This is a genomic window from Mesorhizobium sp. 8 (genome assembly GCF_006351905.1).
GTDB lineage: Bacteria > Pseudomonadota > Alphaproteobacteria > Rhizobiales > Rhizobiaceae > Mesorhizobium > Mesorhizobium composti.
In genome coordinates, this window is the sequence record NZ_CP040914.1 from 671,708 (window position 1) to 692,875 (window position 21,168).

19 protein-coding genes, 1 tRNA gene and 1 pseudogene are annotated in these 21,168 nt (G+C 61.0%); 17 read left to right on the plus strand and 4 right to left on the minus strand.

All coding sequences use genetic code 11. The features are described from left to right. The first annotated feature begins 96 nt into the window (after nucleotides 1-96). Nucleotides 97-1,665 (plus strand): winged helix-turn-helix domain-containing protein, encoded by a 1,569-nt coding sequence (locus FGU64_RS03080; protein ID WP_139950830.1) that lies wholly within the window; start codon nucleotides 97-99, stop codon nucleotides 1,663-1,665. 357 nt (nucleotides 1,666-2,022) lie between these two features. Here FGU64_RS03080 and FGU64_RS03085 read toward each other — a convergent pair whose 3' ends face one another. Further along, nucleotides 2,023-2,277, minus strand: coding sequence for a hypothetical protein (locus FGU64_RS03085; RefSeq protein ID WP_139950831.1), 255 nt, complete (start codon nucleotides 2,275-2,277; stop codon nucleotides 2,023-2,025). Between the two features lie 166 nt (nucleotides 2,278-2,443). Here FGU64_RS03085 and FGU64_RS23685 point away from each other — a divergent pair, with 166 nt between their 5' ends. The 16 genes from FGU64_RS23685 to FGU64_RS03165 all read left to right on the plus strand — a co-directional run bounded on the left by FGU64_RS23685 (nucleotide 2,444) and on the right by FGU64_RS03165 (nucleotide 19,068). Next, complete coding sequence (locus FGU64_RS23685; protein ID WP_180375620.1) at nucleotides 2,444-3,136, plus strand: ABC transporter substrate-binding protein; 693 nt, start codon at nucleotides 2,444-2,446, stop codon at nucleotides 3,134-3,136. Then, nucleotides 3,136-3,945, plus strand: coding sequence for an ABC transporter substrate-binding protein (locus FGU64_RS03095; protein ID WP_281405286.1), 810 nt, complete (start codon nucleotides 3,136-3,138; stop codon nucleotides 3,943-3,945). Before FGU64_RS23685 ends, FGU64_RS03095 begins: the two co-directional genes overlap by 1 nt. Nucleotides 3,946-4,027: 82 nt before the next feature. Next, entirely contained in the window at nucleotides 4,028-4,942 is a 915-nt protein-coding gene (locus FGU64_RS03100) for an ABC transporter permease (protein ID WP_139950834.1), read from the plus strand. After that, a complete protein-coding gene (locus FGU64_RS03105; protein WP_139950835.1) occupies nucleotides 4,939-5,832 on the plus strand; it encodes an ABC transporter permease in 894 nt (297 codons plus the stop codon). Before FGU64_RS03100 ends, FGU64_RS03105 begins: the two co-directional genes overlap by 4 nt. Further along, nucleotides 5,829-6,824: an ABC transporter ATP-binding protein gene (locus FGU64_RS03110; RefSeq protein WP_139950836.1), complete on the plus strand. Its 996-nt coding sequence runs from the start codon at nucleotides 5,829-5,831 to the stop codon at nucleotides 6,822-6,824. Before FGU64_RS03105 ends, FGU64_RS03110 begins: the two co-directional genes overlap by 4 nt. After that, nucleotides 6,811-7,776, plus strand: coding sequence for an oligopeptide/dipeptide ABC transporter ATP-binding protein (locus FGU64_RS03115; protein ID WP_139950837.1), 966 nt, complete (start codon nucleotides 6,811-6,813; stop codon nucleotides 7,774-7,776). The genes FGU64_RS03110 and FGU64_RS03115 overlap by 14 nt, the downstream gene beginning before the upstream one ends. Nucleotides 7,777-7,843: 67 nt before the next feature. Further along, complete coding sequence (locus FGU64_RS03120; RefSeq protein WP_180375622.1) at nucleotides 7,844-8,830, plus strand: alpha/beta hydrolase; 987 nt, start codon at nucleotides 7,844-7,846, stop codon at nucleotides 8,828-8,830. A 93-nt stretch (nucleotides 8,831-8,923) separates the two neighbouring features. Further along, nucleotides 8,924-10,474, plus strand: coding sequence for an acetolactate synthase large subunit (locus tag FGU64_RS03125; protein ID WP_139950839.1), 1,551 nt, complete (start codon nucleotides 8,924-8,926; stop codon nucleotides 10,472-10,474). 87 nt (nucleotides 10,475-10,561) lie between these two features. Next, the gene (locus FGU64_RS03130) at nucleotides 10,562-11,515 is read left to right on the plus strand and encodes an alpha/beta hydrolase (RefSeq protein WP_139950840.1); all 954 of its coding nucleotides are present in this window, start codon (nucleotides 10,562-10,564) and stop codon (nucleotides 11,513-11,515) included. 223 nt (nucleotides 11,516-11,738) lie between these two features. Beyond that, nucleotides 11,739-12,170, plus strand: coding sequence for a thioesterase family protein (locus FGU64_RS03135; protein ID WP_139950841.1), 432 nt, complete (start codon nucleotides 11,739-11,741; stop codon nucleotides 12,168-12,170). After that, nucleotides 12,167-12,604 carry a MaoC family dehydratase gene (locus FGU64_RS03140; protein WP_139950842.1) on the plus strand — a complete coding sequence of 146 codons (438 nt, stop codon included), beginning with the start codon at nucleotides 12,167-12,169 and terminating at the stop codon, nucleotides 12,602-12,604. Before FGU64_RS03135 ends, FGU64_RS03140 begins: the two co-directional genes overlap by 4 nt. A gap of 129 nt (nucleotides 12,605-12,733) precedes the next feature. Then, nucleotides 12,734-13,696, plus strand: coding sequence for a LacI family DNA-binding transcriptional regulator (locus FGU64_RS03145; RefSeq protein ID WP_246671231.1), 963 nt, complete (start codon nucleotides 12,734-12,736; stop codon nucleotides 13,694-13,696). Nucleotides 13,697-13,706: 10 nt separating this feature from the next. Then, on the plus strand, nucleotides 13,707-15,014 hold the full coding sequence (gene hisD, locus FGU64_RS03150) for a histidinol dehydrogenase (RefSeq protein WP_139950844.1): 1,308 nt from the start codon (nucleotides 13,707-13,709) through the stop codon (nucleotides 15,012-15,014). 68 nt (nucleotides 15,015-15,082) lie between these two features. Next, nucleotides 15,083-16,525 carry an FAD-dependent oxidoreductase gene (locus FGU64_RS03155; RefSeq protein ID WP_246671232.1) on the plus strand — a complete coding sequence of 481 codons (1,443 nt, stop codon included), beginning with the start codon at nucleotides 15,083-15,085 and terminating at the stop codon, nucleotides 16,523-16,525. A 93-nt stretch (nucleotides 16,526-16,618) separates the two neighbouring features. Then, nucleotides 16,619-17,410, plus strand: coding sequence for an enoyl-CoA hydratase/isomerase family protein (locus tag FGU64_RS03160; protein ID WP_139950845.1), 792 nt, complete (start codon nucleotides 16,619-16,621; stop codon nucleotides 17,408-17,410). Beyond that, nucleotides 17,407-19,068 (plus strand): class I adenylate-forming enzyme family protein, encoded by a 1,662-nt coding sequence (locus FGU64_RS03165; RefSeq protein ID WP_139950846.1) that lies wholly within the window; start codon nucleotides 17,407-17,409, stop codon nucleotides 19,066-19,068. Before FGU64_RS03160 ends, FGU64_RS03165 begins: the two co-directional genes overlap by 4 nt. Before the next feature lie 148 nt (nucleotides 19,069-19,216). Here FGU64_RS03165 and FGU64_RS23475 read toward each other — a convergent pair. The 3 genes and pseudogenes from FGU64_RS23475 to FGU64_RS03185 all read right to left on the minus strand — a co-directional run. Then, nucleotides 19,217-19,537 (minus strand): annotated as a pseudogene (locus FGU64_RS23475) (IS21 family transposase); the annotation flags it as partial. Nucleotides 19,538-19,851: 314 nt separating this feature from the next. Further along, nucleotides 19,852-19,925, minus strand: a tRNA-Gln gene (locus FGU64_RS03180). Nucleotides 19,926-20,079: 154 nt separating this feature from the next. Then, entirely contained in the window at nucleotides 20,080-21,012 is a 933-nt protein-coding gene (locus FGU64_RS03185; RefSeq protein WP_139950848.1) for a lysylphosphatidylglycerol synthase domain-containing protein, read from the minus strand. Between the last annotated feature and the right edge of the window lie 156 nt (nucleotides 21,013-21,168).

Here is a 21,168-nt window from a genome sequence, read left to right on the forward strand (position 1 = left end):
CGGCTAGGTGCCTGCTTTTGCAAGCACGTCTCCAAGATCTGCGGTCGGCGCCGGGAAGTCGTGAATTTGTTCCCAAATATCTGCTAAAATCATCGAATGACAGTCGGGAGCGACCTCTATCAGTTCGGCCCGTTCCGCCTCGATGCGGAGGTGGGCATTCTGTACCGAGGGACCGAGCCGACCATGCTTGGGCAGCGTGCCGTGGCTTTGCTGTGCAGGCTTCTTGAAAACGCCGGCGCGCCGGTGTCCAAGGATGTGCTGGTCGAAGCCGCCTGGGGCGGGTTGGCGGTCGCAGATAACAATCTGACGGTTCAGATCGCAGCCTTGCGCCGCGTGCTGGCAGAGACGGCAGATGCTGAGACCTGGATCGAAACGCTGCCGCGCCACGGCTACCGCTATGTCGGACCTGCAGTCGCTACCAACGTTTCTGATGCGTCGGCGACCGCGGGGGCAGGGGCGGCATCAACACCGACATTGCCTGACAAGCCGTCTATCGCCGTCCTGCCATTCTCGAACCTGAGCGGCGATCCGGAGCAGGAATACTTCGCCGATGGGATGGTCGACGACATCATCACGGGTTTGGCGCGGATCAACTGGGTTTTCGTCATAGCGCGAAATTCGACCTTCACCTACAAAGGCCGCGCCGTGGATGTGAAGCAGGTCGGCCATGAGCTTGGTGTGCGCTATGTGCTCGAGGGTAGTGTACGCAAGGTCGGCGATAGCGTGCGCGTGACCGGCCAAATGATCGACGCTTCAACCGGCGCGCACGTTTGGGCAGAGCGCTACGACCGCAGCTCACAAGATATTTTCGCGCTTCAAGACCAGATCGCACTGTCAGTAGTGGGCGCGCTAGCGTCGAGCGTACGGAAAGCCGAGATCGAACGCGTCAGGCGGAAACGCCCTGACAGTCTCGATGCCTACGATCTCGTGCTGCGCGCCCAGCCCGACGTCGATTCAGGTATGCCGGAGCAGGTGACGAGAGCATTGGCGCTTCTGGATCGTTCGATCGCGCTCGAACCCACTTATGCGCTTGCACATGGCAATGCCGCGATGTGCCACCACTGCCTATTCCTTCGCGCCGGCCTTAAGGAGGTCAACCGCGCTGCCTCTATCCGACACGCCCGATTGGCCATCGTCCACGGGCAGGACGATGCGCTCGCTTTGACATGGGCTGGATTTTCCATCGGCATGGACGGGCACGATCGCTCCGCCGCATTCACGGTGTTGGAAGCTGCACTGGCTATCAGCCCGTCATCCGCGCTGACATACATACTCGGCAGCGTCGTTCTCGGATGGGGAGGCGAAGCCGAACGCGCGTTAGAATGGAGCGAGCAGGGTATGCGGCTGAGCCCCTTCGATTCTTGGGCTTGGGCCGCATTTGATGCGCAAGCCATGAGCCATCTGCTGCGTGGCCGTTACGAAGAAGCCTGTCGTGCCGCCTACAAGTCCGTTCACGCCAATCCGGCACATAGCATCACTTATGTGCAATTGGCCGCTGCGCTGGTCAAACTTGGCCGGCTAGACGAAGCGAGGGCCGCCGCCGCGCGTGTCCGTGAACTGCATCCAACGTTTCGCTACTCTCGACAGTTCGCGGCGGTTAACTGTGCCCCGGCGCTCGCCGAATGCCTTGGTGATGCGCTAAGTACGACTGGCCTGCCGGAATAGCGGCAAAGATTCTGCACGTCTCCATATTCACCGGCTCGCGCCATCATCCGCAATCTTGGGGCATCTGCGGGTCAGGCCGTGAGGTCGGCCGGGACATATTGGTCTGCTTCTGAAAATCGATGCCTGGTAAGGCGACGAAGAAGTTCAGGTGCTCCGACAGCGGCCCCTTGCAGTAGGACGGCCGGTCTTGTGTGCCGTCGGCTCTCCATGCTCTGCGGCCCGAGCCGCCCGACAAAAGGCCCGGTATGACTTGGCGGCCAAACGATAAAATGCCGCTGATCGAGGCGCTACGCCTTGAACGCCCCGTTCGAAGTCGACTCTCGTCGGTCGGAGTGTCTGGGTTCGCCATCGGCTTGCTCATTGCGGGTAGCTCTTATGGATACCTTTGTGAAGAATCCGCACCTCCTCTCCCTGCCGGTCTTTTGTAGACGGCAGGATGAGGTCGAGTCCGATGCGAGCTGTCGATTCGCCTTGCGGCATAGCCCTTGCAAACTGTAGCGACGGGATCGGCGTCGGGTCGGATTCGGTCAAATCCCGCCAGGATCTCGATGCGGCGGTCGAGGCCTTATCGAAGGAGGCTGGAGGTGTGGAAATAAATTTCTTGACGTTCATTGCATACGTATGCATATTTTGACGATCTTTTTGAATGCGGGATGCAAGTCCTTTCAAATGTCGTGCCGGTCAGATTTGCCAGGCTGCGGTCCTGTGCTGGATCTTTGAGGGCGGTCACCTGGGGATTTGTTCCTGCGTTCCGTCGCGGGATCACAAGGAGGAAGTGATGAAAAAGATGGTTTCAATGGGGATGGCTGCTCTTGCTGCCGTGCTGCTATCCACGTCAGCGAATGCCGGCAAGTCCGACGATACGATTAACGTCGTGTGGGATCGTGAAACCACGACACTCGATTTCTACTATGCCATCGACCATGAGGCATTGAGCCTGGCCAGGAATGTGTGGGACGGGCTTGTCGATCGCGACCCCGCAACTGGCAAAATCCTTCCCAACCTTGCGACGGAGTGGTCGTGGGAATCCGATACCAGCCTTGTCATGACGCTGCGCGAAGGTGTGCGCTTCCAAAACGGCGAGGAATTCGATGCCGACGACGTCGTTTTCACGATGAACTACGTGGCGGACCCCGCCAACAAGGTCCGCTCGCTGATGATGGTTTCGTGGATTGCCGGCGCTGAAAAGATCGATAAGTACAAGGTCCGGATCAAACTCAAGTACCCGCTTGCTTCCGCCCTGGAATATTTATCGCTCGGCGTGCCGATTTATCCGAACGAATATTACGCCAAGGTCGGTCCCAACGGCTTCGCAACCGCACCGATCGGTACCGGCCCCTACAAAGTGGCATCTTTCAAACCCGGCGTCGAATACGCACTTGAGCGAAACGACGATTATTTCAAGGGCGGGTCCAAAAGCTTCCGGCTATTAAAAACGTCGTTGTGCGGACCCAGAAGGACAACAACCTGATGGTTGGTCAGATAATGACCAAGCAGGCGGACTTTATCTGGAGAATTTCCGCCGACCAGACCGACCAGCTTGAAAAAATGCCCGAGGTTCGTGTCGTTCGCTCGCCAACCTACCGAGTCTCGGTCCTTGCTTTCGGCCTTCAGGAAGGGCCGTTTAAGGACGTTCGTGTGCGCAAGGCAGTAGCTTATGCCATCAACCGCAAATCCATCGCGGAAAATCTCGTGCGCGGTGCTTCCGAGCAACTCGACACCATCTGCGCGGTCGCGCAAACGGCTTGTCCCAAGCCTGGTGTCGTCTATGACTACAATCCGGACAAGGCGCGGGAACTTCTCGCGGAGGCGGGTTATCCCGATGGGCTCGACACCACGCTTACGGGATCGTCTTTCCGCTATATCGCCGAGGCTGCGGCCGGCGACCTGAACAAAGCCGGCATTCGCGCAAAACTGGAATTCCTGATCCTTGGGCCATTCCGTGAGAAGTGGACCTCGGGCAAGGCTCCCATCTTCAACCTGGGCACCGGCTTCTGGGGCCTCGGCGATGCTTCTCTGGCCTTCAACAACTACTTCGGCGGCACGGAATCGGATCTCTCGCGTGATCCGATCGTCTTGGATGCCCTCAAGAAGGCGAACGCCGAGCACGATCTGGCCAAGCGTGAGGCGCTCTATAAGCAGGCCCAGGACCGCATCCTGGACCAGGCTTACTGGGTGCCGTTGGTCAGCGTGACGACCAACTATGTGCTGGCCAAGAACCTGAACTTCACGCCTGAGAAGGATGAAGTCCAGCGCTGGTATCTCGCCAACTGGAACTAGGAACCTTTTCGATCGTCCAGCCAGGAGCGAGGGAAGCTTCTCCCGCTCCTGGCTTCAACCAGGGAAAGGCAGCGAATCCGACATGGCCCGCTATGCGATACAACGGCTGTTACTGGCGATCCTGGTCGCCTTTACCGTTTCGGCTGTCTCGTTCGGAACCCTGAGACTGTCGAACGATCTTGCACAGGCGCTTGCCGGTGAATCCGCGACCGTAGAGCAGGTCGAACAGATCCGGATCACCTATGGTTTGAACCGTCCTCTTATCTTCCAGTATTTCGACTGGCTGAAAGGAGTGCTCTCAGGCGACCTTGGAACATCGTATTATTTCAATCAGCCAGTGATGAACATCATCTTCGAACGGATGCCCGTGACGTTCACGCTTGCCAGCATTGCGCTCAGCCTCGCCATCGTCGTGTCAGTGCCACTTGGCATCATTGCGGCCATGAAGCAAAACAGCTGGATCGATCGGCTGGCGCTGTCGGTGGCGGTCGTCGGTCAGGCGATGCCGAGTTTCTGGCTCGGCCTCATGCTGATGTTCTTCTTCGGCGTCCGGATGCAGTGGCTGCCGCTGTCCGGTTCGGACACTTGGGCCAATTTCGTGCTGCCGTCGATCGTGTTGGCCTATTATGCATCGCCCGCCATCATGCGCCTGACGCGGGCGGGCATGATCGAGGTTCTCGGGGCTGATTACATCCGCACCGCCCGCGCGAAAGGGCTGAGCGGCTTCCAGATCATCTTCAAGCATGCGCTTCGCAACGCCATCATGCCTGTCGTGGCGGTGGCGGCCGTGCAATTCGGCTTTCTGCTCGGCGGCTCGACCGTGATCGAGACGGTCTTTGCCATGCAGGGGATCGGTTATTTGAGCTGGGAATCCATCCAGCGCGTTGATTTCCCGGTCGTTCAGGCGATCGTCCTTCTTTTCTCGATGATTTTCGTCGTTCTTACGCTGCTTTCTGACCTGCTGAACGCCTTCATCGATCCTCGGGTGCGTTCATGACCGTGCAAAGTCTGGAAATCGACCAGCCGGCAACGTCGGCAGGGCTTTCCCTGACGCGCAGACTGCTGCGCCACCGGGGTGTCACCGTCGGCGGCTTCCTGGTCCTGCTGACCTTCACAGTCGCTATCCTGGCGCCGCTTTTGGCGCCGACAGATCCCTATCTGCAAAGTTTGACCGAGCGTATGGTGCCGCCGATCTGGGCCGATGGCGGAACGACGGCTCATCTGCTCGGCACGGATTCGCTCGGTCGCGATTATCTCAGCCGTCTGATCTATGGCAGTCAGATTTCGCTGCTGATCGGCTTCGGCACCGCCGCGATCGCGGCGGTTATCGGCATCACCCTAGGCCTGCTGGCCGGCTATTTCGGCGGCCGGGTCGATCTTGCCATCTCCTTCCTGATCACGGTGCGTCTGGCCATGCCGGTGATACTGGTCGCGCTTGCCGTCGTCGGGCTGGTGGGCAATTCGCTGAGCGTGGTCATCATGGTGCTGGGCTTTCTTCTGTGGGACCGGTTCGCGGTGGTGACGCGGGCTTCTGTAATGCGTGTCAGAAATCTCGACTATTTCCTCGCCGCCCGCGCCATCGGCTGTTCGCCGTTGCGCATCATGCTGGGCGAGGTGCTGCCCAATGTCATGGGACCGATCCTGGTCGTTGGAACGCTGGAGGTGGCACACGCCATCTTGCTGGAGGCCGCGCTTTCCTTCCTTGGTCTCGGCGTGCAGCCACCGCTCCCCTCATGGGGGCTGATGATCTCGGAAGGGCGCGACTACATCTACTTCTCGCCATGGGTCATTGCGATCCCCGGTGTCGCGCTCTTTCTGCTCGTCATCGGCATCAACTTCCTCGGCGACGGCATCCGCGACGTCTCCGCCCCAGGAGGCCGGCAATGAACAGGATCCTCGACGTACGCGGCCTGCGGGTCGACATTGCCAGTGAGAACGTCAGCGTTCACGCCGTCAGGGGACTCGACCTTGAGGTCAGTCGCGGCGAGACGCTGTGCGTGGTCGGCGAATCTGGCAGCGGCAAGTCCGTCACCGCCCTGTCCATCCTCAATCTTCTGCCGCGCCAGGCCAACCTCACCGCCGAGCGCATGACGTTCGGCGACATCGATCTGTTGTCCCTCTCGAAACAGCGTTTCGCCGCTCTGCGCGGTAGCCAGATCGGCATGATCTTTCAGGATCCGATGACCAGCCTCAATCCGGCCTATACCATCGGCAACCAGATGATGGAGGTGCATCAGCGCCACCGCCGTGCTGGTAAGGCTGCGGCGCGCGCGCGCGCCATCGAGCTTCTGGAACGCGTCGGTATTTCCAATGCGCAGGCGCGGCTGGCGCAATATCCGCATCAACTGTCAGGTGGCCTGCGCCAGCGCGTGATGATTGCCATGGCGCTGATGTGCGAGCCGGCGCTTATCATTGCCGACGAGCCGACCAGTGCCCTCGACGTCACGATCCAGGTTCAGATCCTGAAGCTTTTGAAGACGCTTCAGACCGATCTCGGCATCGCGGTCATCCTCATCACGCATGATCTGGGCGTCGTTGCTCGGGTCGCTGACCGAGTGGCGGTGATGTATGCCGGCCAGATCGTCGAGACCGGTCCGACGAATGTCGTGTTCGGTACGCCACGCCATCCCTATACGGCCGGGCTTCTGCGCAGCATTCCCGTTCCGGGCAAAGGGGACAGGTACACCCGGCTCCAGGCCATCCCCGGCACCGTGCCTAATCTGACATCTCATATCCATGGCTGCGCCTTCGCGTCCCGTTGCGAACGGAGGCAAGCCGACTGCACGCAAAACGCCGTGCCATTGGAAGGCGACTCGCACGCCTATCGCTGTTTCCACCCGCTGCAAGCAATCAAGGAGGCTCGTCATGCCGTTGGCTGAGACCCATGACCTCCTTCTCGATGTGAAGGACGTCCAGAAGACGTATATGCTTTCGGCCGGCTGGTTCTCGGCCGGCAAGCGCCTGCAAGCGGTGCGGGAGGTTTCGTTGACCTTGCGCAAGGGCGAGACGCTCGGCATCGTTGGTGAATCCGGCTGCGGCAAATCCACTCTCGCCAAGATCCTGCTGAACCTTGTGCCGGCCAACGCTGGCGAGATTTCGGTAGGCGGCCAGCCGGTCGACAGTATTTCGCGCATGGATTTCAGCCGGCGCGTTCAACCGGTCTTCCAGGACCCTTATTCGACGCTCAATCCGCGGCGCACGGTGGTGGAAACGGTGGCCCAGCCGCTCGCCGTCCACAAGATCGGTGACCACCGCTCGCGCAGGGTTGCCGCGACGGACCTGCTGGACAAGGTGGGGCTGCCGAAGCGGGTGCACGACGCCTTTCCGCACCAACTCTCCGGCGGCCAGCGCCAGCGGGTCGCAGTGGCGCGGGCGCTCATTCTCAAGCCCGACCTTTTGATCTGCGACGAACCGACTTCGGCGCTTGATGTCTCCATTCAAGCCCAGATCCTCAATCTGATCCAGGACTTGCAACGCGAACTGGGGATAGGGATCGTTTTCATCAGCCACAACCTGGCTGTGGTAGAGCATGTCGCCGATACCATCGCCGTGATGTACCTTGGACGCGTCGTCGAATCGGGGCCGGCCAAGGCCGTCCTGTCCGATCCTCGTCACCCTTACACGCAGGCGCTGCTTGCGTCGGTTCTGACGCCGGAACCCGATTTGGGGTTGCCGGTAGTCGATCTGGGCACATCCTTTCCCGACCCCACCAATGTGCCGTCCGGTTGCAGCTTTCATACCAGGTGCCGCATCGCCACCGAACGATGCCGTATGGAGGCTCCGAGCAAGCGGGAAGTGGCCAGGCAGATCGTCGAGTGCCACCTGGCATAGGCGTGATCCATTTAACGATGCGCCGGAACGGCGCTGGGCTGACATCAACAGACAAGGAGAGAGTTTGATGCGCGAGCATGGGATGAGCGAGTACAAGCGGATCATCAATTCGCAGGTTCGCGGGCGTAATGCGCCGCGGCCGACCGATCCGGTCGAGCGACGCGAACTGTTGCAGGAAATGCTCGAAGTGTTCGACGAGCCGGTTCCCGACAGCCTGCAGGTCTTCGACCGCTTCATCCCGGCGCCCGGCCGCGAGATCCCGATCCGGGTGTTCCGCCACAAGAAGGCACCAAAGGGCGTGCCGCAGCCGACCATCTACTACATCCACGGCGGCGGTTACATGCTGGGCAGCCTCGACACCCACACGACGCCGCTGTGCAACCTGGCGCTCGCCACCGGCGCGCAGGTCATCTGCGTGCATTACCGGCGCGTCCCCGAGAATCCGTTCCCGGCCGGGCTGGAGGATTGCTACTTCATCCTCAAATGGGTGCATGAGGAGGCCAAGCGCTATTATATCGACGTCGACACCGACAGGGTCGCGGTTGCCGGCGAAAGCTGCGGCGGCGGCCTGACGGCGGCCGTCAGCCTGATGGCGCGCGACCGCAACGGGCCGAAGATCGCGCTGCAGGTCCTGCTCTATCCCGGGCCGATGAACACCGACTACGAGACCGACAGCTACGTGCGCATCAACCACGATCCGCAGTTCAACGGCAAGACGCTGGAATTCATCATGGATTCCTATCTGGTCGGTGTCTCGCGCACAGACCCCTATGCAGTGCCGCTGCAGGCGAAGGACTTCAGCCGCCTGCCGCCGGCCTTCATCCATGTGGCAGACCTCGATCCGCTCTATGACGAGGGCATCCTCTACGGCAAAAAGCTGGAGGAGGCGGGCGTCAAGGCGACGGTGCGAGTCGCCCACGACCTCGAGCACAGCTTCCCGCGCGCGGTCAGGGTTTCGCCGCAAGCGCGCGCTGAATGCCGGGTCCTGTATGCCGCCATCCGCGAAAGCCTGAAGACCGATCCCGATCTCGTGACGGAACTCTGGCAGGACTGACCGCGCGTCCCAAAAGAGGAACGGTACCAGAACGTTTTCGGGGCAGCCGTGAAGTTGCCCCGGAGCGGATCAGCAGGGAAGCACAGGTGAGGTATGAACGGCGCTGACATGCTTTGCGACGTGTTGCTCGTCAACGACGTCGATGTCTGCTTCGCAAATCCGGGCACGTCGGAAATGCATTTCGTGGCGGCGCTGGATCGCAAGCCAAGGATGCGGTGCGTGCTTGGTCTGGCGGAAGGTGTGGTGACCGGTGCTGCCGATGGTTATGCTCGCATGGCCGACAAGCCGGCGGCGACACTGCTGCACACCGGGCCAGGCCTCGCCAACGGTCTCGCCAATCTTCACAATGCGCGCCGCGCGCGCACGCCGATCGTCAACATCGTTGGCGATCATGCAAGCTATCACCTGCAATACGACGCGCCGCTGACCAGCGACATCGAGAGCCTGGCACGGCCGATGTCGCACTGGGTCGGCCGCATCTCAGGGCCCGGCGACGTGCGCGCCCGGACAGAGGAGGCCTACACCGAGGCCCTGCGTCGGCGCGGCGTTTCCACCATGATCCTGCCGGCCGATGCAGCATGGGGCGAACTGTCCGCCGAAATGCCTGTGCCGGTGGCGCGTCCGGCGCCGCTGCCGGTTTCCGCCGATACACTGTCGGCCGCCGCCAGGGCACTGCGCAGCGGCAAGCGCGTGGCGATGATCCTTGCGGGGAAAGCCTTGCGCGCGGTCGCACTCGAGTCGGCCGGGCGCATCGCCGCCGCCACCGGTGCGGCGCTGTTTTCGCAGACCTCGGACCGGACGGAGCGTGGGGCAGGGCAGGTCGCAGCACGGCCGGTCCCTTACAATGTCGAACAGGCTATCCATGCCTTGCGCGAATTCGAGGTGGCGATCTGCGTCGGCGGCAGGCAGCCGGTCAGCTTCTTTGCCTATCCCGGCAAGCCAGGCACCATGCTTGCGCCCGGTTGCGAGGTCATTGAACTGGCCAGCCACGAAAACGATCTTGCCGCGGCGCTCGGCATGCTGGCTGAGGAGATCGGTCTGCGCAAGGATTCGCCCTTCGTGCCCAATCGCTTCACGCAAGACCAGATCCCGATGCCGACGGGACCCCTCAATGCCGATTCCGTCTGCACCGTGGTTGCGCGCGGGCTTCCGGAAAACGCCATCATCTGCGAGGAGTCCATTACCTCTGGAGGCAGGCTGACCACGCTCGCGCCGGGGCTCAGACCGCACGACCACATTCCGCTGACCGGAGGCGCGATCGGCGAAGGCATTCCGCTGGCGGTCGGCGCCGGCATCGCCTGTCCGGATCGCAAGATCGTCGCCATGCAGGCTGACGGCAGCGGCATGTATACGGTCCAAGGTCTGTGGACGCAGGCACGCGAGAGGCTGGACGTAGTGACGATCATCTTCGCCAACCGCGCCTATGCGGTCCTCCAAGGTGAGATGCGCAATGTCGGCGTCAACGATTTCGGCCGCAATGCACGCCGTATGCTGGACCTCGACGCGCCCGACCTCGATTGGTGCTCGCTGGCTCGCGGCATGGGTGTGGAAGCCGCCCGCGCCGAGACGATCGAGCAATTCAGTGATTTGTTCGACACAGCCGTATCGCGAAAAGGACCATTCTTGATCGAAGCCATCATCTGACAGGCTGCGACGCAGAAATACAGGTTTGGAAAGCCCGGACGAGGTGCCGTGCGGCAGCCGTTCCGTCAAAGGTGAGGAGACAATTCGATGCTCGAACATGGAATGAGTGAATACAAACGGATCGCCAACAAGGCACGCGGACGTGACAAGCCGCGCCCGACCGATCCCTCGGAGCGCCGGGAACTGTTCGAGGAATATTGCGCGGTCTTCCGTGAACCCTATCCTGACAGTCTCGAAATCGTCGAGCGGTTCATCCCCGCACCGGGACGCGAGATTCCGATAAGGCTTTACCGGCACAAGGATGCGTCGCCAGACGTTCCGCAGCCCACGCTGCTTTACCTGCATGGCGGGGGTTACATGCTGGGCAGCCTCGATACCCATGCGACAGTCGCCGCCAACATGGCGGTTGGAACGGGAGCGCAGGTGGTGCTGGTGCACTACCGACGGGTTCCGGAAAACCCGTATCCGGCTGGTCTGGAAGACTGCTATTTCATGCTCGAGTGGCTGCACGAAAACGCCAGGCGCTACAACATCGATCCCGACAGAATCGCGGTTCTTGGCGATAGCTGCGGCGGCGGGTTGACTGCGGCCGTCAGTTTGAAGGCACGGGACCAAAAAGGGCCGAAGATCGCGCTGCAGGTACTGCTCTATCCCGGCCCGATGAACACCGACTACCAGACCGACAGCTATATCCGCATCAATCACGATCCGCAGTTCCGCGGCAAGGACCTGGAGTTCATCATGGATTCCTACTTGATCGGCGCTTCGCGGACGGATCCGTATGCTGTGCCGCTACAGGCTACGAATTTCGGCAATCTTCCTCCCGCCTTCATTCACGTGCCGGAACTCGACCCGCTCTACGACGAGGGCATTCTCTACGGCAGGAAACTGACGGAGGCCGGCGTCAAGGCGACGGTCCGTGTTGCGCGTAATCTCGAACACAGCTTCCTTCGCGCGGTGACGGTTTCGCCCGAGGCGCGCGAAGAAGCCCGTGTCCTCTATGAGGCTATCCGCGACGGATTGGGGATCGGCAGGCGTTAGCTTCAAGCGACGGCATGACGGCGGGTCTCCGTGACCGGGCGAGAAAGGCGTGACCTCTCTTTTCGAGGGATCACGCCACCGGCGTCGGTTGGGATTTTTGGCAGTAAATTTCCATTTGTGGACCTGTTCTCGCAATGGGCCCTTTCAAGCGAAAGGGAGACAAAGTTAGCGCTTGACATCAAATGAATACGTATGCAGAAATTGCGCATCAGCGAGGTCATTGATGCAAATCCCGTCCAACGCCGTATCGACATGGATCACACCGCGCGTTTCGGAGACGGACGGCTGCGGCCATATCAACAACACGACGCTGCCGGTATGGTTCGAGGCTGGGCGTCGCGCGTTTTTCCGTGCGGTTTCGCCGGCGCTTTCCTTCGACAATTGGAACATGGCAGTGGTGGCCATGCAGGTACGGTTTCAAAGGCAGATTTATCTGGCCCACGACGTCCGCATCGCGACCTGGATTTCCAAGCTCGGCAACAAGAGCATTGTCGTCAGTGAGGTAGCCTTGCAGAACGAGGCGCCCTGCGCGCTGGGCGAGTGCTCCTACGTTTATTTCGACTACGCCAGCCAGACGGCCGAACGCGTTCCCGATGAGATCCGGCAGCGTTTGGCGCCCATGCTGTGCGAGACCATGAAAGCGATTGCCTCATGACCGAAAACGAGGGGTATTTCTTCGAAGATCTACGAGTCGGCATGTCGGCTTCCATCACGCGCACCGTGACGATCGAGGATATAGAGACCTTTTCCGCCATCACCGGAGACAGCAATCCGATCCATCTCGATGAGGAGTGGGCGTCGAAAACGCGTTTCGGCGGGCGCATCGCGCACGGCATGCTGACCGGCGGTCTCGTCTCGGCCGTGATGGGCACCCGTTTGCCGGGGCCCGGAAACATCTACCTCAGGCAGACGCTCGAATTTCGTGGGCCGGTTCGGCCCGGAGATGCGGTGACGGCCACGGTCTCGGTCACGCGCCTCGATCCGGCCAAGAACCGCGTTTTTCTCGATACGGTCTGCCATTGCGGTGAGAGCGAGGTGCTTCGGGGCGAAGCCGTTTTGCGTGTGCAATCGCGCGTTGAACCCCTATAACGGAGCCATTTTCGATAAAATGGGGAGGCATCCGTGACCGCAAGGACAGAAGGTAGCCGCAAGCCGCTCGCCACGTCGCAGGACGTCGCCAGGCTGGCCGGTGTTTCGCAATCTACGGTTTCGCGAGCGTTGGCGGACCATCCGTCGGTTTCCGAAGATACCCGCAAGAAGGTGTGGGAGGCAGCTGATGCGCTGGGCTATCGGCCCAATGCGCTGGCACGCAGCCTCATCACCCAGCGCTCCGGCCTGATCGCGATCGTGGTGGCATCGATGGACAACCCGTTCTACTGGGAGGTCCTTACTTTGTTCAGCCAGGCCTTGCAGGCAGCCGGCTTGCAATTGCTCTTGTTCACGATCGGGCCGAGGGAAAACTTCGATTCCGTCGTGCGCAAGGTACTTCAGTATCGTGTCGACGGCATCATCGTGGTTTCCGCAGTCCTGTCTTCGCAGGCGATCATCGAGTGCCGCGAGGCTGGTCTGCCGGTCGTCCTTTTCAACCGCTATGTCGACAAGACGGGCCTGAATGTAGTCACCTGCGACAATGTCGAGGGCGGCAAGGCCGTCGCGACCTTTCTTGCCAATACCGGCCACAGGACGTTCGGTTTCATTTCCGGCGTCGAGGACACCTCGACCAACCGCGATCGCCTGGAGGGGTTCCGGCAGCAGCTCGACCATCTCGATCTGCCGATGCCGACCCTGGAATATGGCGGCTACACCTATGAAAGCGGCCGCGAAGCGGTCAAGCGCCTGGTCTTCCAGGGCGAGAGACCCGATGCGATATTCTGCGCCAACGACATCATGGCGATCGGCGCGCTGGACGGCCTGCGACTGGACCTCGGGCTGCGCGTGCCCGACGACATCTCTCTCATCGGCTTTGACGACATCCCGATGGCCAGTTGGTCCGGTATCGAACTCACGACCGTTCGGCAACGGCGCGCACGCATGGTCGAAGCGAGCCTGCAAATCCTGAGCAGCAATCTTGCCGCTCCCGGGCTGGAGCCCGTTTTCCATCTTGAACCCGGACGCCTGATTGTGCGCCAGACGGTTCGTCTCAAGGTAAGCCACGACAGTCAGGTCGTCGCATCAGCATAAGGAAAGCGACATGATACGTCAGCTCAAGCAACCGTCCGCCCCCGTCAATGGACAGGGCAGCGATCCCTCCGTTCGAGCTGCCGTGGAAGCCATCATCGCGGCGGTTTCGGAGCGGGGTGACGCGGCGGTGCGCGACTATTCGGTCAAGTTCGACGCCTGGGACAGGGCCGACTACAGGCTGACCCGCAAGGAGATCATGGAATGCGTGTCGGAACTCCCGGCTCGTGCGATCGAGGACATCAAGTTCGCGCAGGAACAGGTCCGCAACTTCGCGCAGAAGCAGAGAGAATGCCTGGTTGACCTCGAGGTCGAGACCCGGCCCGGCGTCATCCTGGGACACAAGAACATCCCTGTCGGCTCCGTCGGCTGCTACGTACCCGGCGGCAAGTATCCGCTGCTCGCCTCAGCCCATATGTCGGTCATCACGGCGAAGGTGGCGGGGGTCGATCGCATTGCCACCTGCGCGCCGCCTTACAAGGGCAAGCCGGCAGCCGCAATCGTGACCGCCCAGCACCTGGCCGGCGCCGACGAGATCTATTGCCTGGGCGGCGTGCAGGCCATTGCCGCCATGGCGGTCGGAACTGAGACCATTCGCCCGGTCGATATGCTGATCGGCCCGGGCAACGCCTTCGTGGCGGAAGCCAAGCGGCAACTCTTCGGCCGCGTCGGCATCGACCTGTTCGCCGGACCGACGGAAACACTGGTCATCGCTGACGAGACAGCGGACGGCGAGATCTGCGCCACCGATCTGCTGGGCCAGGCCGAGCACGGGCCGGATTCTCCGGCGATCCTGCTGACCACGTCGGAGGTGCTGGCGCGCCAAACGATGGAGCATATCGAGCGGTTACTCACCATCCTGCCGACGGCTGCCCATGCCGAAAAGGCCTGGCGTAACTGCGGTCAGGTTATCGTTTGCGACTCCGACGAAGAGATGATCGCCGAAGCCGACCGCATCGCCTCCGAGCATGTCCAGGTGATGACGAAGGATCCGGACCTGTTCCTGAACCGCATGCGCAATTACGGTTCCCTGTTTTTGGGCGCACGCACCAACGTCGCCTATGGCGACAAGGTGATCGGCACCAACCACACGCTGCCGACGCTGGGCGCGGCGCGCTACACCGGGGGGCTGTGGGTCGGAAAATTCATCAAGACCTGCACGTTCCAGAAGATCCTGACGGATGAGGCGAGCGTCGAGATCGGCGAATACTGTTCGCGCCTGTGCATGCTGGAAGGTTTCGCCGGCCACGCCGAGCAGGCCAATATCAGGCTGCGGCGCCTCGGGCAGAAGAACATCCCCTACGCACAGGCCGCGGAATAGCGCTCCCCGTCATCCGTCGGCGACGTCGCTGAATTTTCACCGGGCGGCGTCCATCGTGGACGCCATGATTGAACTGGTTGTGGGTGGCTGAAGCAATGAGCCGGGCAGGGCAGTCTGACGCACATTTCCTCAACGGAGGAGTGTCTTTCTGGTACTCCGATATCGGAGGGCCTCCGGCGAAGCGCGCGGCTCTGGATGGCAACTGCGACGTCGACATCTGTATCGTCGGCGGTGGCTTCACCGGGCTCTGGGCCGCCTACTACCTTAAACAGCAGGCGTCGAAACTTTCCGTCGCCATCATCGAAAAGGAGTTCGCGGGTTTTGGAGCGTCCGGGCGGAATGGTGGCAACCTGACAGGCCTGTTCACTTGGTCCCGTCAGAATTACCTGAAGCATTGTTCGGCTGAGCGGCTTCTGGCGATGGAGATCGCGGTCCGTAACTCGGTTAACGAGGTCATCGATACGGCAAAGGCGGAAAGCATCGATGCCGACGTCGTCCACGCCGGAAATCTGGCCGTCGCCACCACCGCGGCCCAACTCGGCAGAATCCGGGACCGCCACAAGGATTTCATCGAAAGGCGCGGCTATCGGCCGGAAGAAGTGCAGCTGCTATCGCGCGAGGAGATACTGGATCGCGTCAGAATCGAAGGCGCTCTGGGCGGCATTTTCAACAGCAACTCAGCGCGCGTCCAGCCGGCCAAGCTGGCGCGTGGTCTTGCAGCAGTCGTGGAAGCAATGGGCGTATCGATCTACGAAGGCACGACCGTCCTGGAGATGGACCGGGGTCGGGTCAGGACCACGCACGGCACCGTTCGCGCCGGCATCGTGGTTCGCGCGACGGAAGGTTTCACGCCCCATTTGCCGGGCTACAGTCGCGAGATCGCGGCTATCAACAGCGCCATTATCGTGACCGAACCACTCTCTGACGAGATGTGGCAAAAAATCGGCTGGGCCGGCCACGAGACGGTCAGTGAGAATTCGTACGCCTACAACTACTGCCAGAGGACGCGCGAGGGACGTATCACTATCGGTGGGCGAGGCGTGCCTTATCGTTTCCGCTCCCGCACCGACGTGATGGGGCAGGCGGATGGTGCCACCGTTGACGTCCTCAGGCGCGACTTCATGCGCCTTTTCCCGCAGGCAAAGGACGTCAGGTTCGAGCAGGTCTGGTGCGGCGTGCTCGGTTGGCCACGAGACTGGTGCCCGACGGTGGGTTTCGACAGAAGCGGCGGCTATGCCTGGGCTGGCGGCTATGCCGGATCCGGCGTGGCTATATCAAACCTTGCCGGCCGCACGCTGCGGGATCTCATCCTGGATCAGGGGACCGAACTCACGGCGCTTCCGTGGGTGGGCCATAAATCCCCGAACTGGGAGCCGGAGCCACTTCGCTGGCTCGGTATCCATGCCGGCTACCATCTCTATGGTCTGGCTGACTATATGGAAAAGATGAATGGCAGGAAAACGTCCAAAATTTCTTACATCGCTAATAGATTGACAGGAAGAAACATATAGTCGCGAATGGTTATGAGTAATAATTTCAAATATATTTGATATTCATATTCTATACAGAATGATTTGCGGTCAAAATAAAAGAGGAAGAATGACATGCCGATAAAATACGAGAAGCACGGCGAAATCGCGACGTTCACCATCGAGAACGGCTCCGTGAACCCTCTCACGCCGGCGATGCATTTAGAGATGCTCGAGGCATTGCGTGACTTCACGCGCGATCGCAGCATCAAGGTCGGTATCCTGAAGGGTGCCGGCGACCGAGCCTTCTGCGCCGGTGACGACGTCAAGACGCCGCGCCCGCCGACCAGCGACGAAGACCGCGTCCTGCGTCACTTCTTTGGGCCTGAGAGCGATACGGATTTCAACTATCCGGGGTTCGAGCGCGAGGTCCTGACCTTGCGTCGCTTCAAGCCGATCATCGGTGCGGTGAAGGGCTGGTGCCTTGGCGAAGGGCTGTTCTATCTGCTGCATCTGACCGACATTCGCGTCGCCGGGGAGAGCGCGAAATTCGGATTCCCGGAAATTGCCTATGAGATGGCCGGCGCCAGCGGCTTCACGCGTCTGTACCGGCATCTGCCGCGGACCGTTGCGATGAAGATGCTGATGACCGGCGATCCCATCGATGCTGTCGAGGCAGCGCGCTGCAATCTGGTGAACGACGTCGTGCCCGACACCCAGGTCCTGGAGCGAGCCGAGCAGATTGCGGCGCGGATTTCGCGGCATACGGCGCTGGCCATCCGCCTGGAAATGGAGGCGTTCGTCCGCGGCGAAGACCTCGACAGCAACACCGCCTATGCGATGGCCGATCACCTCTACCGCATCCAGAGAATGAAATACCGCGACTGGGCCGGCGCCGTCGAATTCGAATCGGAAGGCAAGAAATGAGCGTGCTCGATATCCACGGTCGCATGAAAGCCGACCGTATCCGGCTGGAAGCCTACGCCTTTCCGCCCAATGTGCCGGCGCTGGTGTTCGAGGCGGCGAAGGAATGCCCGGATGAGATCGCCCTGTCCTTCTTCGAGGACGGCCTGCAGATCACCTATCGCGACCTTGCAGACCGGATCAGCCGGCTAGCCGGCGGTCTAAGCGCGAGCGGTGTCGGACAAGGCATCCATGTCGGGGTGATGGTGACGAACACGCCGGCCTTCCCGGTGACGTGGTTCGCGCTGCTCAGTCTCGGCGCGGTGATGGTGCCCATCAACACGCGCTATACCGCGCGTGAAGTCGACTATGTGCTGACCAAGGCGGAAGCGACCTATCTTGTGGTCGAGGAGGAAATCCTGGGCAACCTCGACACGGCGGTGCAGAAACTGCCGGTGCCGGCCGAGCGCACCATCGTTGTCGGTGGCGATCGCAACGGCTACGGGAATTGGCAGGCGTTGGTGTCGCACGATGGGCTAGCGCCTGGCTATCATCTGCCTGTCAGCCAATCGAACATCGCAAACATCCAGTTCACCTCCGGCAGCACAGGCTTCCCCAAGGGCTGTGTTCAAACCCATCGGTTCTGGCTGGAGGCCGGTCTGGTGATGGCGAAGGCCTATCAGCCCGAGCATCGGCGAATCCTGGTCTACCAATCCTTCTTCTACATGGATCCCCAGTTCCTCATGCTGGCGGCGATCTTCAATCGTGGAACCGCCTTCATTTCCCGCGGGCCTAGCCGCAAGCACTATGCCGATTGGGTCAACCAGCACAGCATCGACTTCGCCTTCATGCCCGAATTCGTGTTCAAGGATCTGAAGGAAAAAGGCGATAAGCTGCCGTCGCTGAAGCGTGTCAACATTTTCGGCTGGGGCCGCGAGAATCATCAACTGGCACAGGACTGGTTCCCGTTCCCGGTACGCGAATCCTTCGGCATGACCGAGATCGGCACCACGCTCTACCAGCCGGAAGAGGCGGTGCGCATGGTCGGAAGCCGCTCCTGCGGCCTTGAGGCCGCCAACCGGCATTGCAAGGTCATGATCGGCACCGAGCGGGAAGCCGAGCCCGACGAAGTGGGCGAACTCTGGGTGAAAGGCCCGGGCGTCATCAAGGAATATTATGGTGACGCCGACGCCAATGCGAAAAGCTTCGTCGGCGACTGGTTCCGCACAGGCGACCTGTTCAGCCGCGACATTGAAGGTTTCTACTATTACCGGGGCCGCTTGAAGGACACGATCAGACGTAGCGGCGAAAACATCGCCGCCCAGGAAGTCGAGGCGGTGATGCGGGGATGTCCCTACATCGTCGAGGCGGCGGCCGTCGGTGTACCGGACGAAGAGCGCGGACAGGAAGTCAAGGTGTTCGTCACTTGCGTCGACGGCATCGACCTTCGAGACAAGGCGGAACACCTCAACGCCATTTTCGCCGCCTGCGAACGCGATCTCGCGCGGTTCAAGGTTCCCCGCTACATCGAACAGATCGATGCGTTTCCTAGAACGGGCTCGAACAAGATCGACAAGCCGCAGCTTCTCAGGGAGCGGAGCAATATCGAAACGCTGTCTTTCGATCGCAAAAGTGCTGCGTGGGTGAACCTTGCGGCCGGTACGGCTCAATCGACTGTCTGATGTGCAGAATCCGTCGGAGTAAGCCGCGAGTTCCTCTATGCCGAGGATCGATAGGGCTTGATGCGGCAATGCCTCCGACGTTATCCCGGTGTCGATGATAGGATGCCTGACGGTCAATCGTAATCATCAGGGTAGGGGTCCTTGCGTGGAACACCATCTCCAGCGTCTCGCAAGGATAGACCCGAACGAAGAACATGGGGCTATAGCAAAGTCGCATGTGCGTTACCTGTACGGCGACCGTCACGCCGTCCAGCAGGACGCTCTCGTGGCTCCAGTCGAACTGGTAGGCCTCGCTGGGCGCGAAGCTCAGTGGGGTTTAGGTCTCGGGCCTCGGCGCTGCCGCGTTGCTCTTCCCAGTCTTGCGCATGCCGCCACACCGAGCTGGAGCGTCATAGCCGAGACTGTGAAGCTCCTCGAAGATCTGGATCAGCGTCAGACGCTCACGCTGCGGCTTCGCCGCATTCGCCGCATTCGCCGACAGCAGCCGGCTCGCCGTTTTCAGTTCCAGATCGCCGTCAAGACACCAGTCGATATGATCCAGCACCCGTTGCATCCGGACATGAATGCGCGGCCGCCAATACCAGTAGTAGACGTGGCCCCTGCGGAGAAGATTCTGGATTTCGTGGCGCTTTGCCATGCCGGACTGCCTTCACGCTCTGAAGGGCAGGCAGTCCGAATGTGCCTCAGCCCTGTGCCTCAGTTTCGTGCACAAGGACAAGACGACCCCGAAATGGATCCGCAGGGAACGAATTCCTCAATGAAATCAAAAGCTGGAAAACGGTTTGGCTGGGGAACCTGGATTCGAACCAGGACTAACGGAGTCAGAGTCCGTGGGTCTACCGTTAACCTATTCCCCAACGGGCATGTTTTTCAATGCCTTGGCAGAGTGGACTGAAGTGCCCGCCACCGCCGCAGGACGCGTCGACGAAACGCCATGCGCCTGTACGGCCCGCCTTTTAGCCGCCGCCTGAAAATAGTCAAGCCTGCACATGGGTTCAATCGGCGAAACGATCAATCGGCGCGCCGGCCGAACTGCGAGTGCTCGAACAGCACCACCACGACAAGGCCGATGAGCAGCGGGATGATCAGGTAGAGCAGCCGGAACGCCAGCAGAGCCGCCACCACGCGGGCCGGATCCATGTCGGAAAGTCCTGCCAGGAACACCACCTCGAACACGCCGAGGCCGCCCGGCGCGTGCGATATCTGCGCGATCGAGAACGACACGAGGAAGATGCCGAGAACGATCAGGTAACCCGGATTCCCGGCCTCGGGCAGTGCGAAGTAGACGATTCCGGCCGCTGCCAGCAATTCGACCGGACCGACCAGCAACTGGCGCGCCACGATCGGCAGGCGCGGATAATGAAGCTGGAAGGCGCCAAGCTTGAGCGGCTGCAGGTGCAGCCAGCTTCCGAACGCATAGGCCGCGACGATGGCGATCATCGCCAGGCCGGCCCCGGTCGACAACCATTCGTGGCCCATGTCCGAAAAACGGTCGAACAGATGGGGTTCCAGCATCAACACGACGCCGGAGACGAGCAGCGTCGACAGGACGAAGGTGATCCAGCAGACGGCCACCAGGACGCCGACCTCATGCCCCGTCAACCCGCGCGAACCGTAGGCGCGATAGCGAATGACGGCGCCCGACAGCACCGAGCCGCCGATGTTGTGCGACAGCGCATAGGTGGTGAAGGAACACAGCGTCACGAACAGCCAGGGCAGGCGCTTTCCGACATGGGTGAGCGCGATGTGATCGTAGCCGGCGAGCGCGGCATAGGCCGCCACAGCGCAGAGCGCCGACAATAGCCATCGATGCGCCGGGATCGCGGCAAGCCCGTCACCCACGTCGTCGATCGAGATACCACGCAATTCGCCGTAGAGCAGCCATAGCGAGAAAGCGACCGCCGACATTCCGACCACCGGCCAGAAGAAGCGCCGTATGATCATGAACCGAGGGTTTTCGGTTTTTCTTCCAGTCTTGCCTGACACCTTCCCCAACCCGTTCCGCTTTTCAGCAATGCCTCATCGAAGCCGGCACTTCAACCTTAGCCGTCTCAGAGGAGCTTTACGCTTGGTGATCCGGCAGGGCGCTGCTACTGTGGC

Bases quoted from the DNA above. Each gene is read 5' to 3' on its own strand.
- FGU64_RS03080 (WP_139950830.1), top strand. From the start codon at position 97: ATGACAGTCGGGAGCGACCTCTATCAGTTCGGCCCGTTCCGCCTCGAT.
- FGU64_RS03085 (WP_139950831.1), bottom strand. From the start codon at position 2,277: ATGAACGTCAAGAAATTTATTTCCACACCTCCAGCCTCCTTCGATAAG.
- FGU64_RS23685 (WP_180375620.1), top strand. From the start codon at position 2,444: ATGAAAAAGATGGTTTCAATGGGGATGGCTGCTCTTGCTGCCGTGCTG.
- FGU64_RS03095 (WP_281405286.1), top strand. From the start codon at position 3,136: ATGGTTGGTCAGATAATGACCAAGCAGGCGGACTTTATCTGGAGAATT.
- FGU64_RS03100 (WP_139950834.1), top strand. From the start codon at position 4,028: ATGGCCCGCTATGCGATACAACGGCTGTTACTGGCGATCCTGGTCGCC.
- FGU64_RS03105 (WP_139950835.1), top strand. From the start codon at position 4,939: ATGACCGTGCAAAGTCTGGAAATCGACCAGCCGGCAACGTCGGCAGGG.
- FGU64_RS03110 (WP_139950836.1), top strand. From the start codon at position 5,829: ATGAACAGGATCCTCGACGTACGCGGCCTGCGGGTCGACATTGCCAGT.
- FGU64_RS03115 (WP_139950837.1), top strand. From the start codon at position 6,811: ATGCCGTTGGCTGAGACCCATGACCTCCTTCTCGATGTGAAGGACGTC.
- FGU64_RS03120 (WP_180375622.1), top strand. From the start codon at position 7,844: ATGCGCGAGCATGGGATGAGCGAGTACAAGCGGATCATCAATTCGCAG.
- FGU64_RS03125 (WP_139950839.1), top strand. From the start codon at position 8,924: ATGAACGGCGCTGACATGCTTTGCGACGTGTTGCTCGTCAACGACGTC.
- FGU64_RS03130 (WP_139950840.1), top strand. From the start codon at position 10,562: ATGCTCGAACATGGAATGAGTGAATACAAACGGATCGCCAACAAGGCA.
- FGU64_RS03135 (WP_139950841.1), top strand. From the start codon at position 11,739: ATGCAAATCCCGTCCAACGCCGTATCGACATGGATCACACCGCGCGTT.
- FGU64_RS03140 (WP_139950842.1), top strand. From the start codon at position 12,167: ATGACCGAAAACGAGGGGTATTTCTTCGAAGATCTACGAGTCGGCATG.
- hisD (WP_139950844.1), top strand. From the start codon at position 13,707: ATGATACGTCAGCTCAAGCAACCGTCCGCCCCCGTCAATGGACAGGGC.
- FGU64_RS03160 (WP_139950845.1), top strand. From the start codon at position 16,619: ATGCCGATAAAATACGAGAAGCACGGCGAAATCGCGACGTTCACCATC.
- FGU64_RS03165 (WP_139950846.1), top strand. From the start codon at position 17,407: ATGAGCGTGCTCGATATCCACGGTCGCATGAAAGCCGACCGTATCCGG.
- FGU64_RS03185 (WP_139950848.1), bottom strand. From the start codon at position 21,012: ATGATCATACGGCGCTTCTTCTGGCCGGTGGTCGGAATGTCGGCGGTC.